Annotated in this window: 11 protein-coding genes and 1 tRNA gene; 3 read left to right on the forward strand and 9 right to left on the reverse strand. The window is 35.9% G+C overall.

Annotated features, from left to right (window positions below; genetic code table 11):
- Positions 1-22: 22 nt before the first annotated feature.
- Positions 23-1,900 (forward strand): DNA ligase D, encoded by a 1,878-nt coding sequence (ligD, locus tag H3Z85_05065; protein ID QPQ52790.1) that lies wholly within the window; start codon positions 23-25, stop codon positions 1,898-1,900.
- A 99-nt stretch (positions 1,901-1,999) separates the two neighbouring features.
- Here ligD and H3Z85_05070 read toward each other — a convergent pair whose 3' ends face one another.
- The 5 genes from H3Z85_05070 to H3Z85_05090 all read right to left on the reverse strand — a co-directional run bounded on the left by H3Z85_05070 (position 2,000) and on the right by H3Z85_05090 (position 5,903).
- A complete protein-coding gene (locus H3Z85_05070) occupies positions 2,000-2,845 on the reverse strand; it encodes a mechanosensitive ion channel (protein ID QPQ52791.1) in 846 nt (281 codons plus the stop codon).
- Positions 2,846-3,199: 354 nt separating this feature from the next.
- Positions 3,200-3,934, reverse strand: coding sequence for an SDR family NAD(P)-dependent oxidoreductase (locus H3Z85_05075; GenBank protein ID QPQ52792.1), 735 nt, complete (start codon positions 3,932-3,934; stop codon positions 3,200-3,202).
- Between the two features lie 182 nt (positions 3,935-4,116).
- Positions 4,117-4,479: a preprotein translocase subunit YajC gene (gene yajC / locus H3Z85_05080; GenBank protein ID QPQ52793.1), complete on the reverse strand. Its 363-nt coding sequence runs from the start codon at positions 4,477-4,479 to the stop codon at positions 4,117-4,119.
- 10 nt (positions 4,480-4,489) lie between these two features.
- Complete coding sequence (locus tag H3Z85_05085; protein QPQ52794.1) at positions 4,490-4,996, reverse strand: DUF1573 domain-containing protein; 507 nt, start codon at positions 4,994-4,996, stop codon at positions 4,490-4,492.
- 1 nt (position 4,997) lies between these two features.
- On the reverse strand, positions 4,998-5,903 hold the full coding sequence (locus H3Z85_05090; protein ID QPQ52795.1) for a transcription antitermination protein NusB: 906 nt from the start codon (positions 5,901-5,903) through the stop codon (positions 4,998-5,000).
- A gap of 91 nt (positions 5,904-5,994) precedes the next feature.
- Between H3Z85_05090 and H3Z85_05095 the strand changes: the two genes are divergently transcribed.
- Both H3Z85_05095 and H3Z85_05100 read left to right on the forward strand, forming a co-directional pair.
- Positions 5,995-7,656, forward strand: coding sequence for an ABC transporter ATP-binding protein (locus H3Z85_05095; protein ID QPQ52796.1), 1,662 nt, complete (start codon positions 5,995-5,997; stop codon positions 7,654-7,656).
- Between the two features lie 99 nt (positions 7,657-7,755).
- Positions 7,756-8,091, forward strand: coding sequence for a PUR family DNA/RNA-binding protein (locus tag H3Z85_05100; GenBank protein ID QPQ52797.1), 336 nt, complete (start codon positions 7,756-7,758; stop codon positions 8,089-8,091).
- A gap of 206 nt (positions 8,092-8,297) precedes the next feature.
- Here the strand turns inward: H3Z85_05100 and H3Z85_05105 are convergent, their stop codons facing one another.
- The 4 genes from H3Z85_05105 to H3Z85_05120 all read right to left on the reverse strand — a co-directional run bounded on the left by H3Z85_05105 (position 8,298) and on the right by H3Z85_05120 (position 13,423).
- Positions 8,298-10,613 (reverse strand): hypothetical protein, encoded by a 2,316-nt coding sequence (locus H3Z85_05105; protein QPQ52798.1) that lies wholly within the window; start codon positions 10,611-10,613, stop codon positions 8,298-8,300.
- Between the two features lie 245 nt (positions 10,614-10,858).
- Positions 10,859-10,934 (reverse strand) — tRNA-His (locus H3Z85_05110).
- A 35-nt stretch (positions 10,935-10,969) separates the two neighbouring features.
- A complete protein-coding gene (gene bshB1, locus H3Z85_05115; protein QPQ52799.1) occupies positions 10,970-11,689 on the reverse strand; it encodes a bacillithiol biosynthesis deacetylase BshB1 in 720 nt (239 codons plus the stop codon).
- Positions 11,690-11,770: 81 nt separating this feature from the next.
- Positions 11,771-13,423, reverse strand: coding sequence for a tetratricopeptide repeat protein (locus H3Z85_05120; protein ID QPQ52800.1), 1,653 nt, complete (start codon positions 13,421-13,423; stop codon positions 11,771-11,773).
- Positions 13,424-13,488: the final 65 nt, after the last annotated feature.

Raw genomic sequence — 13,488 nt, forward strand, 5'->3', positions numbered from 1 at the left:
AGTAGCAAACTATATTCAGCCTATGCTGGCTAAACTTTCCGGCGAAGCCTTTAATGATAAAGACTGGGTTTTCGAAATAAAATGGGATGGTTACCGTGCCATTGCAGACTTAAGCCACAAACAACCACTCTTCTACTCCCGCAACGGCATTTCGTTTTTATCAAAATTTAAAATCATTACCACTGATTTTGACCGACAGAAATATCAAATGATCCTTGATGGTGAGGTGGTGGCCTATGATCATGAAGGGCGACCAAATTTCCAGCTTTTACAGCAAATTGGGGATAATCCCGGCCTGGCACTTGTTTACCAGGTTTTTGATATTTTATGGCTAAACGGCCATTCTACGGAAGAACTTCCTTTACTTCAACGTAAAGAATTATTGAAAGAAGCACTGGTGGAAACCGATGTTATCAAATATTGTGATCATATTCCTGAAAAAGGGATTGACTTCTTTGAACAAATGAAAAAAATGCAACTGGAAGGAATGATTGCCAAGCGTGCAGACAGCCTGTATGTAGAAAACCATAGAACCAGTGACTGGCTTAAAATTAAATTTACCAATACGGAGGAAGCCATTATTTGTGGATTTACCGAGCCACGAGGTTCAAGAAAAAGCTTTGGTGCGTTGATCCTGGGGAATTATATTGATGGCAGACTGACCTATTGCGGACATACCGGAACAGGATTCAACAACAATTCGCTTCAGGAACTTTATGAGAGGCTTCATCCACTCATCATGAAAACTTCACCTTTTGAAACCATTCCGAAAACCAATATGCCTGTTACGTGGATTAAACCGGAACTGGTTTGCGAAATAAAATACTCTGAAATTACAAAAGACGGTATCTACAGACATCCTGTTTTTATAGCGATACGAGAGGACAAAGAACCGGAGGATATTGTAAATACTGTACATGAACACACCGAAAAATTTAAAAATATGAAAGCTAAAACTTCTTCAAAAAAAGCAGAAACTCATGAAAAAGAGAAGGAAATCACTTTAAACAAACATATCGTCAAACTGACCAATCAGGATAAAGTTTATTTCCCAAAAGACGGTATTACAAAAGGAGATGTAATTGCCTATTATCAATCGGTTGCTACCTATATTTTACCACATTTGAAAAACAGACCACTTTCTCTCAATCGTTTTCCTAATGGAATTGAAGAACAAAGCTTTTATCAAAAAGATGCGGGTGAGCATATTCCTGACTGGATCAAAACGACTCAGGTGTATTCCGAATCGAATGACAAATACATTGATTATATATATTGTAATGATAAGGCTACTTTGGCCTATCTGAATAACCTTGGATGTATTGATCTTAACCCCTGGAACAGCTCGTTGCCTGATCTGGAGCACCCTGATTATCTCGTTTTAGATTTGGATCCGTCGAAAAAAAACACATTTGATGATGTGATTGAAACAGCTCTCCAGGTCAACGAAGTATTAAATTCTATAAAAATAAAGGGATACTGCAAAACTTCCGGAAGCACAGGAATTCACATCTATATCCCGATGGGAGGGAATTATGACTTTGACCAGGTAAAAGATTTTGCACACATTCTCATGAAACAAGTGAATGAAAGACTTCCGAAAATTACAACACTTGAAAGGAGTTTACAGAAAAGAGATTCCAATAAAATATACCTTGACTACCTCCAAAACAGAACAGGACAGACATTAGCCAGTGCTTACAGTCTAAGACCCAAAGAAGGGGCTTCGGTTTCCATGCCTTTAGATTGGGAAGAACTTAAGCCGGGTATCAGACCTGCAGACTATAATATTCATAACAGTCTGGAAAGGATTAAAGAGAAAGGAGATTTATTCAAACCTGTGCTGGGAAAGGGGATTGATATGATGAAAGCATTGGAACTGCTTCAGAACATTGATTAACGTTCAGTACTATCAAAGCATTAATAATCTATGCAATAAGTAATAAAAAAACCCTGCATGATCTCAATGCAGGATTTTTATGATCATATTAAAATACCGTTACTGGTTGTAAACGTGCACATCTCTTTGTGGAAAAGGAATTCCGATTCCGGCCTGATCAAGGGCTTCTTTACAACTGATAATCAGTTCTTCATTCATTGTCCAGAAATCAGCAGCTGTAGCACTTACTCTTATTGATAAATTTACGGCACTGTCCCCAAGCTCAGTCACTACTACCTGCGGTGCCGGTGTAGCAAGGGCATATTGATTATTTTTTATAACATCCAATAAAAGGTCCTTTGTTTTTCTAAGGTCTGCATCGTAAGCAACCCCTATATCAAGTGCTGTTCTTCGTATTCCCAGTTGTGTAAAGTTGGTAATGCTGTTATTTGAAACGACTCCATTAGGAATAACAATTAAATGATTCTGGGGAGTAATCAGTTTGGTATGGAAGATATCAATTGCCTGTACCGTTCCTGATACTCCGGAATTAGTAGAAATAAAATCTCCGATCTTAAATGGTTTTAGTAAAAGAATAAGTATTCCCCCTGCAAAATTTGTCAGTGATCCCTGTAAAGCAAGACCTACGGCCAGACCGGCAGCACCAATCATCGCTACGAATGCTGAAGTCTGTACTCCCAATTGCGTAACTACCACGATGAAAAGCAGAATATTAAGTCCCCAGTTGATAATATTTAAAAGGAAAAGCTGTAAAGAAGCTTCCATATTACGCTTTTTAAAAGCTTTTTCAACAAGTTTTTTAATCATTCTGATCATCCACGAACCTATCAGGTAAATCAATACCGCAGAAACTACTGCCGTAAAAATTCGTGGAGCCCATGAAATGGCAGAAGCGATTAAAGTGTCCCAATGTTGCTGAATGTTGTTCAATTCCAGATTGTCCATTTGTATTGTACTATTTAAGTGTTTTTAATTTGAATTTCAGACTCTTCACCATGTATGAATTCCCAATGAAATTGTGTAAAATAATCTATACCCAAAAGAAACGATGCCTTACCTGCCCGGAGGTAAAGTAAAATGTTTTAAAAACACAGAAATAGATTGATTGCTAAACAGAAGGGTTCAACATTACTCAATGATCATTCGGAATTACATCTTACATAAAGAAATAATTTCGGTTCTGACTATTACAAAAAAGGTACCGAACTTTCGTTTTATCGGAACTTATACACATAAAAGTGATAATTAACCAGATGTGTTCAAAATATTTTTTACAAAAGTATTTAATTAGGGTACAAACTATGGGAGTTTTGCGACCAGACTTTCAGGTAAAAGCCTTAAAATATGGTAAATGATCTTCCATTTAAAATTTGGAACAATGGTAAAAGAATTTCCCGCATTGACGATAAATTTTGCCACGTAATCAGGTTCCATAATCAGGGACTCGTTCAGTTGCAGTCCGTCATTAATTTTTGTTCTGATATACCCAATTACCAGAGCATTGACAATTATTTTCCGGGCTGAAAGTTCCTGTCTCAATCCGGCAAGATATTGTGTAAAAGCGGCCTTTGTGCTTCCATACACAAAATTACTTTTCCTTCCTCTTACTCCGGATAATGAAGAGAGCCCTACAATCCTTTCGAGATTTTTATTGCTTTCATCCATGGCAATAATATTCAGGACAGATACTGCGCCCATATAATTGACTTCCATCATTTGTTTTGCTCCTCGGAAATCGGTTAATGCACTGTGATTATCTACTAAAAAACCTGCTGCATAGACAACAATATGAGGTTTTACAGGAAGATCAGCATACAATTTCCGATGTGAATCAAAATCCGCAGCATCAAAATATAAAACCGTTACTTTATCCTGATTCAGATTATCTGACACCATAAAATCCTCGAGTGATGTTGTATTTCTGGAAGCAGCGATCACAGAAAAGCCCTTTTCAAGGTATTGGATGATACATTGTTTTGCTACGTCTGAATTAGCTCCTAAAATGAGAACCGTTTTGCCTGTGTTTTGATTCATACGGCAAAGATAATTTTTATTACCGCTAATTTCACTAATGTTTTCTCAAATAAGCACAAATGATTTCGAGCACTACCCAATCAGGAATTGATAGGTTATCCGTATTTTTATTAATTATGGAGCAAAGCATATAAAAAGGTTGCGGCGGGTGAACTTCGTTCACCCGCCGCAACTCAATATTTTCAAACCGAATTATTTTTTTTCTTCAGTTTCTGTTTCTTTTTATCAGCAGCTTTTGTTTTATCTCCAAAACGCGATTCTGTCATTTCTCTTGAAACCGCTGCTTTTTCAAATTTCAGTTTTCCTGATAATGTTTCAATTACGAAACCATCATCCTGAACCTGAGCTATTCTTCCGTGAAGACCTGATGTAAGGACTACTCTCGTGCCTACTTTAAGGTTCTCCTGAAAGTTTTTTTCCTGCTTTTGTTTTCTCATCTGAGGTCTGATCATCAGGAAATAAAACCCTACAAACATTACCCCCATCATGATCAGCATCATAGATGAAGATCCTCCTGGCTGGGCTTGTAAAAATAATGTCAACATATTTTTAAAATTATGGTTGAATGTTCGCAGTGAACGTTAATTTAATAGGAGCCTTTTCTACATTGGCAAAAACATCTGCGTATTTCTGAACATTACCGTCGAAGTTTGTAGAATCAAAATGTAAAGTGATTTTACCTTTTTTACCAGGCATGATCGGCTCTTTTGTAAAGTCAGGGGCAGTACATCCGCATCCAGGTTTTACTTCAGAAATTACTAAAGGATTCTTACCTGTGTTGGTTACTTCATACACGTGCTGAACTTTATCTCCTTTTTTAATTTTTCCAAAATCGAAATTGCTTTCCGATAAAGCGATAGAAGTAGATGGTTCGTTAGAAACCGGTGCAGCGGCAGTCTCCCCTGCAACTGGTGCGGCTGCAGAATCTGTAATTGCCGGAGCGGCAGCTGTAGAATCTGTAGCGATAGCTTCAGCACTTTGAGTTTCTTTGTTTTCTTTTTTACATGAAACTAAACCAAAGCCTATGATAGATAAGGCGATAATTGATAACGTCTTTTTCATTTTATATTCTATTTTGATCTTTACAATATTTATCTAAAATACCATTAATGAAAATATTGGAACGGTCTGTAGCAAATACTTTTGCAATTTCAATATATTCATTAATAATAACTCTTGAAGGGGTAAACGCAAAGTTATCAAGTTCTGCAATGGCAGTAGACAAAATAACTTTATCCATGAGAGAAACTCTTTCAAGATCCCAGTTTTCGAGTCTTTCTTCCAGCTTTTTCTCATTGTTTTCCCAATTGTTCAAAGTATCTTTCAACAATTTTGCTGCGAAAGTTTTATCCTCTTCATCTTTAATCATTTTGATTAAAGTTCTGCTTTCTTCATCTTCTCTCAAGAAACCGATTGTTTTCTGTACCATGGAATTGGCAATGTGGATATCATCATACCATGAAAGTTCTTTATCTCCAAGATAATCATGAAAATCTTCGTTCTCAGCAATATATCTTAAAAATAATTTTCCGATAAATTTCTGATCTTCTTCAAAAGAATAGCCTTCTTCTTTCATGAAATCCTGATAACGCTTTCCAGCAGTGATTCTTTGGAAAGTTTTCACCAATAAATCATCGTGCATATCCCATTTCAGTTGTTTATGCTGACCTGTGAAAAATAATCTCTCCGGATTTTCTTCCAGTTTTCGCAATACCTGATTGTTGATGAATTTTTGGTTAGGATTAATATCAGCATCGGTTTTAAGATATTTATTCTTCCCGATTTCAATCTGGTGTTCCGCCAGATCTTTCAGGCCCACCAAAAAATTAAGCTGATAAATATAGAGATAATAGATTTTCTCTATACCGGAGAACATATTTTTCTCTAAAACATCAAACTTTACAGGATTCTGATAGTAAGAATACACTGTTTGTACTACTTTTTCACGGATTTGTCGTCTTCCTAACATTCAAAGAGCTTTTTTATGAGTGCAAAGATACAAAATTTAAAATTGATGAAATTCGTAGTGTGATGACATTTTTGTAATTTTGTCAAACTATATGAAAGCTCTAAAAACCTTAAACCCTTATTTTTGGAAACACAAAATATTATTGTTTTGGGGAGTACTATTTATCATTGCCAGTAATTTTTTTAATATTTATAAAGTTCAGTTTGTAGGTAAATCTGTTGATGAGCTTACAAAAAGCGGAAATCTTGGTTTCAATCAGCAGGTACTTATTTATGTTGCGATCATTGTGGGATGCTCACTTCTCACGGGATTCTTTACTTTTATGATGAGACAAACGATCATTGTAGCTTCAAGAAGAATTGAATATGAACTGAAAAACAAGATTTACAGGCACTATCAGGATTTATCTTTGACGGATTATAAACAAACCACTATCGGTGATCTGATGAACAGGCTCAGTGAAGATGTAGTGGCGGTAAGAATGTATCTCGGACCTGGTGTCATGTATGTGGCCAACCTTATTGTTCTGGTATTGATCACAGCTATTTATATGGTGAAGACGGATGCTTCAATGACTTTATGGACATTGCTGCCACTTCCGGTTTTATCCTATGCAATATATAAAGTCAGTTCGATCATTAATAAGAAGTCGAAAATCATGCAGAAAAGTCAGTCTGCTATTTCAACTTTCGTTCAGGACAGTTTTTCCGGAATCCGTGTGGTAAAGTTTTTTGCACGTGAAAAATATATTGAGAAAAACTATGGTGTAAAAGTGACTGATTACCAGAACAAAGCTCTGGATCTTGCGAAAACAGAAGCCTATTTCTTTACCATTATTTTATTTGTAATCGGACTTTTGAACGTGGCCGTGATTTTAATAGGCGGTCAAAAATATATTGCAGGAGAATTAAGTATCGGCAAGATTGCAGATTTCTTCATGTATATCAATACATTGATTTTCCCGTTCTCCATGGTAGGCTGGGTAACTTCCGTTAACCAGAGGGCTGAAGCATCCATGCAAAGGATCAATGAGTTCATGGATAAAAAATCAGAAATTATTAATACCAATTTTGAAAATTATCCTATCCAAGGAGAAATTGAATTCAGAAACGTTTCTTATGTATACCCTAATACAGGGATCAAGGCTCTGCAAAACCTGAGTTTTAAGATCAAAGCTGGAGAATCTTTGGCTATAATGGGGAAAACCGGAAGCGGAAAGTCTACTGTAGCTTTGCTTTTATGCAGATTAATAGATCCTACAGAAGGGGAAATCTTAATTGACGGCAAAAACCTGAAAGAACATAATCTTACCAATTACAGGAACTTCATAGGATATATTCCTCAGGAAAGCTATTTATTCTCCGATTCTATTGAAAATAATATCGGATTTGCCATTGACCATCCTTCTCACGAAAAGGTAGTAGAATATGCCCGCATTGCAGATGTTCATAAAAATATTGTTGAATTTAAAGAGCAATATAAAACACTGGTAGGTGAAAGCGGGGTGATGCTTTCGGGAGGTCAAAAGCAAAGAATTTGTATTGCAAGGGCCTTAATTAAAGACCCGAATATCATAATTTTTGATGATTCTTTGTCTGCTTTAGATACCGAGACAGAACAGAATATTCTTGAAAATATAGACCGGAAAATCAGCAATGCGACGTCCATAATTATCACACACAGAGAGTCTAGCGCTCAAAAGGCTGACCAAATCATCAACCTTACAGAAATTGCCAATTCTGTAACTGCTTAGCCGTTTCATTCTCAATTGTTAAATAAATCATAAAAAAAATTTTGTGATTAAAAGAATTCTTTTATATTTGTTCTTAACAAGATTAAAAAATATCTAACAATGAGTGAATACAAGGAACGCCATGAAAATGAGATTTTCACGAAGGTGTTAAAAGCAGGAAGAAGAACTTATTTCTTTGATGTGCGCGAGACGAAAGCAGGAGATTATTATCTTACGATTACCGAAAGTAAAAAGAATTTCGGAGAGAATGGGGAAGCCACATTCGAGAAGCATAAAATTTACCTTTATAAGGAGGATTTTAAAAGTTTCCAGGAGATGTTTAATGAGTCCACAGATTTCATCATTAACGAAAAGGGTGAGGATGTAATTTCAGAAAAACATGACAAAGACTTCAAAAGCAGATCTTTCACAATCGATTCTGACGACGAGGTTTAAAAAAGAATATCTAAAAACACAAGCATCTGAAAAAGATGCTTTTTTTATGTCTGAAAATGACAGCCCAAAAATATCCAAAAGAAAAAGTATACTTCAGAAAAGTGCACTTTTTCTAATTCTAAGCTTACTTCTTGCCGGCCGGAAACATTTATGTATGCTGCATTTCTTTACCAACGCCGAATAACAATACTCTAATTAATTTCGGATCACGGCTTCAAAAAGCTAAATAATTCAGCGGGCAGCTCATCCTGGCAAGGATTTGTATTCTTATCATTCATTGTATTAGTATGACTTACGGCATCTATAACCTTTGCTGCAGAAAACATCACGATACCGCCATCTTTTCTAAGAGTAACCAGTTCATCATTTTTTGAACTTGAATCAAAATTTCCAAAACACATTACATTGTTTTTGGTTTGCACTGCAGGAAAGCTTTCAACCCCAATATTATCTAAATATTTAACCCCATTTGATTCATTCATTTTAAAAACTTTATAATCTCCATCAAAGTTTCTATGAGCAATAATTTCATCTGCTCCATCACCATCCAGATTTCCAACAGCCAATCCTTTCCAATCTGAAGCCGCCCCAAACCCTATAGATTTATCAATAAGAGTCATTACCCCATTATCATCAATACTATAAACATACACCCCATTCTGCATATAATCATCAGCATCAACCAGCAATACAATTTCATCTTTACCCACACCATCAAGGTCACCAGCAGCAACTGCTTTGATTTTAGAATTTATAGGAAGATTGAGCTGATTAAAATAGACCAATTCAGGATCAGTACCATTAAATTTATATACTCTTACTTCTTTATTGTAATTTCGGACAGCAACAAAATCATCTTTCCCCCCACTGATAAAATTTCCGGCAGTGATACCTACCCAATCAGACTCTGTCCCAAAACCTGTAAATTTTGAAGACTCAACGATCTGGTTATTTTCAATTTTAAAAATATAAAAGCCATTCTTATTAAAATCAGCATGATCACTCAATGCAATGATTTCGCTTTTATCATCACCAAAGAAATCACCAGCACCCAATCCTTTCCAATTATAAGTACCACCATAAGCGATACTATTTGTAACAGTATGGAAATTCTTGCCGTCAGGTTCAAGAGTACCTATCAACCCATCATAATTTCTGATTTTTACAAACTCATCATCGTCGTCGTCATCAAAATTCCCCTTTGCTATACCTCTCCAATCAGAATCTTCTCCCCACAAATGATAAGTACTAACAGGGACTATAAAGTTTTCGTAATTTGCTAAAAGTGCTAGTGTCAAAGAAGAACCATCTACGTCAATATGATCATAATAATTTTTTGCTGCTTGCAAATCTGCGATAATCTGATATATTTTTTTATCATACTCCGCTGAGAGATATAACCACATATAAGAAACATATGCATCATATTTAGTAGTAACATCCGTTGGAACATTATTTATAGTACTGTATTTAAGATTCCATTTTAACCCATTATAATTTACTGCATCATTTATTGTTAAAGGTCCCTGATAAATATCTTTTGTGAAAGTTTTAACATACCTCTCTATATCTAAAGATGTATAGAGAGGATCGTTGGCGTTATTCTTTATATTATATTTAAAGCATTCGTATGGAAAACTCACCGTTAAGCCTGCATGAGATATATCATCACGTAAATAAAAATGATTCCAATATGTCCAAGTATATGATCCCAGATTATTGTTAACAGAGGTGTTCAGTTTTAAAAAATTAGCAATTTTATTAAGCTGTTTAAGATAATCCTGATTATCTGTTGCTCTGTACATTTGTATCAAAACCCTTCCCATGGAGCTTTGCATATTAAACGGCAAAACTTCACCCTTATACTTTAGTGGGGGGTTATTATTAACATTAATAGAATCTCTTTCTTTATAATATCCTATACCATCAATAGAATTAGGATTTAACTCCTCATGCCATTGATCTTTATGATAAAGAAGTGTTTCTTTTATCTTTTCCTTAAGATCATCAGTAATATTTTTAAAAGTCATATTATTATAACGCCCCCCTGATTGGTACAATACATTTTGAATACTGCTATCATTTTTCACAATAGCAGCAAACTTAGCCATTGGATAGGTTATATTAGCGCTGTGCACCATATGAGCATAAGTCTTTCCATCATTCTGTACTACATTATAACGATTGTTTGACCATACAGGGCCAATAATACCTCTATAATCAGAAATATTGCTTAAACCTAAACTTGGAGTTTGCTCCCTAAGATCATCTCTCCTATCAATAACATTCCCTATGCATCTTATTAAGTTTTTAGCATATTTTAGATCTTGTGTTTTTTCATACATTAGTACTAATGCTTCCATATGTGCTGGCACTCCCCAAGCAAACTCAGTCTGATCAGGGCTGTCTGAATTACCTAATGATGTATCATAGTGCTTCTCATCAAACATATTTTTATAGTAAGATTGAGCATAAGATTGTAGAATAAATAATAACGTGAGAATTGTAAAGAGTTTTTTCATAGTAATTAGTTGTGATTATAAATAGATTAAGGAGAATTATTTCTCTTAATTTGGTAACCCAATATAAAAACATTTCCTCTCCTTCCCTAAAAACTATTGAAGAAAAACATTTTTACGTGCTTATATAAAGAATCTGAATAAATAAAAGGAAAAAAATTCCCGCTGGAATATGAAAACAGAAGATTATTTTCTTTTTGAAATATTGTAAAATAAAAAAGTACACTTTCAAAAAGTGTACTTTCTTTGGGTGAATGATGGGTCTCGAACCCACGACCTTCGGAACCACAATCCGACGCTCTAACCAACTGAGCTACAATCACCGTTTTCTGAGTGCAAATATAGGACAATTTCCTCAACTACCAAACAATTCCATCAAAATTTTTCAAAGAAATTAACCTTTCTGACGTAAAGCCCTCAGCATAAGCCACTCCCGATAAACGCCCTAAATCCTGCGCACGGTAGGTTAAGCTTTCATAAAAGTCTTTTGTGGTGATTGGAGTCTCAGGTTCCGTGGAAGTCGGGTCATAAAACTGAGTTTTATATGCCATACACGAATCGATCTTCTTATCCAGAAATTCTGAGATGTCAATAACAAACTCCGGTCTGATGTCTTTCCATTGAATATAATGAAAAATATGCTTTGGACGCCAGACTTCCTGATTCTCGCCGTCCAATACTGTTTCAATTTTTCTCAATCCGGACAAAAAGCACGCATCCGACACTAATTTCGCTCCTTTTGCATGGTCCGGATGTCTATCATCAATTGCATTGGCCAAGACGATTTCCGGGCGGTATTTACGAATCATTTTTACGATCCTCATCTGGTATTCTTCAGAGTTGACAAGAAAGCCGTCTTTCATTCCAAGGTTTTCTCTTGCGGAAAGCCCCAAAATTCTTGCAGCATCAGCAGCCTCTGCTTTTCTTGTTTCATCGGTACCTCTTGTCCCGAGTTCTCCTCTTGTCAGATCTACAACAACACATTTTTTACCCTCCGAAACCATTTTGGCAATAGTTCCTCCACATCCGAGCTCTACATCGTCAGGATGTGCTCCAAAAGCAAGTATATCAGTTTTCATATAGTCAAAGATAGGATTTAAAATAAAAACTTCCCATACATTGCGAATGGGAAGTTTTACTATATATAATTTAAATTTAAATTACTTATTAATTTCTGCATTTAATTTTACAGCGTCCTGGTAAGTAGGATCCAGCTGTAAAGATTTAGCAACATAATCTTTCGCTTTTGCAATATCAGAATCTTTGCTCATGTAAGCCACTGCAAAGTAAGCATAAGCAAGAGTTTGCTTGTTGGCTTCCTGATCAGCCGGTTTTACCGTACTGATGAATTTTTCGTAAGCTATTTTCGCAGCATCGTTATTTCCTGCCTGTTGGTAAGAATATCCCTGGCTGTAATAAGCCGGAGCCCAATCAGGAAGTAATGCTGACATTTTTTGCCATGTTAGGATGGCACCATTCCAGTTTTTAACATCCTGGTAAGCTGTTGCCAGTTTAAATAAAGCATCAGAATCCTGGCTGTTGGCAGCCACTTGTTTTTTCAAAGCTTCGATAGCAGGGCTGGTAGCCCCTTTATCTACATCAGCCTGAGAAGCACCTCCGCCACCAGCGATGTTGGCTAATTCCATATCCCACTTCATTGTTTCATCTTTTGCAGCTTTTGCAATGGCGATTTTCTGCTGAGATTCAGTCATTAAAGCAGTTTTCTTAGCAGCATCTTTTTCATCTTTTGCTAATCCAGCAGCAATAAGCCCCTGAAGTCCCTGGTCAGCAGGTTGTACTCTTGTTTTCTCTGCCTGAGAAATGAAAGTGTCCATATTCTGCTTAGCTCCCGTATAGTTTTTATCTGCATAATCCTGGTATGCTCTTAATTTGAATTTAATAGGATCTTCAATTTTATCAAAAATCTTATCCAGAACTGTTTTAGAATTAGCATAATCTTCGTTTGTGAAGTACAGCTTTGAAATTTCTAATTGAGTATACGGATCTTCGTCAGCGTATTTTGTATAGTTAATAAGGTCTTGTGTAGCTTTTGCATTCTGCTGATATCTGATATCATATCCAGCCATTGCTTTGTAAGCAGGAGCATATGTTGGATCTACACCAATTGCCTTATCGATATTTTGTTTAGCTTGTTGCCATTGTTGAGCTGCCATCCATAAAGTCGCCATTCTTGTATAAACAGATGCTTTATTTTTAGCTGTAGGTAGTGCTTTATCGTATGCAGACATAGCCTCACCCGGCATTCTTTTCAATCTGTAAGCATCTCCTAATGTATAATAATAATGTGCAGGAACTCCTTTTTTCTCAGCTTTTTCAATTGCTTTGGTTAAGAATTGGATAGCAAGATCCGGAGAACTGTTCTTTTCAAATAAAGTTAAAGCTTCTGCCGCTCTGAAGAGAACTTCAGCATCTTTTTCTCTTGAATCAGTTACTACTTTCTGAATCTCAGCGATTGCAGCTTTGTCTCCTTTTCCTAATTTCACGGCAGCAAGACCGATTTTATTAAGAAAGCTCTTGCCGTCAGCAGCTAATCCTTTGTTGAAATTTTCAGTTGCTTTGGCATAATCAGGTTCTCCCTGTCTTAGGAAAGTGTTTCCTAAGTAGAAGTAATTCTCAGCAGTAGGTTCTTTAGCGATCATATCAGTGAAGTTGGTCTTTGCCTGAGCAAATTTATCACTGTCTATACTGTTGATACCATCCTGCAGTGTTTGTGCAGTGGCAAAACCGGTAAAAAATACTACGGCTGCTCCAAAAGCAATCTTCTTTACATTCATAATCATTATATCTTTCATTTTATATTTCTAAATAATCGAGTTATATCTACACAATTTTCAGACCAAAACGGTTATTTCTTTTG

It is taken from the genome of Chryseobacterium indologenes (assembly GCA_016025055.1).
Taxonomy (GTDB): Bacteria; Bacteroidota; Bacteroidia; order Flavobacteriales; family Weeksellaceae; genus Chryseobacterium; species Chryseobacterium indologenes.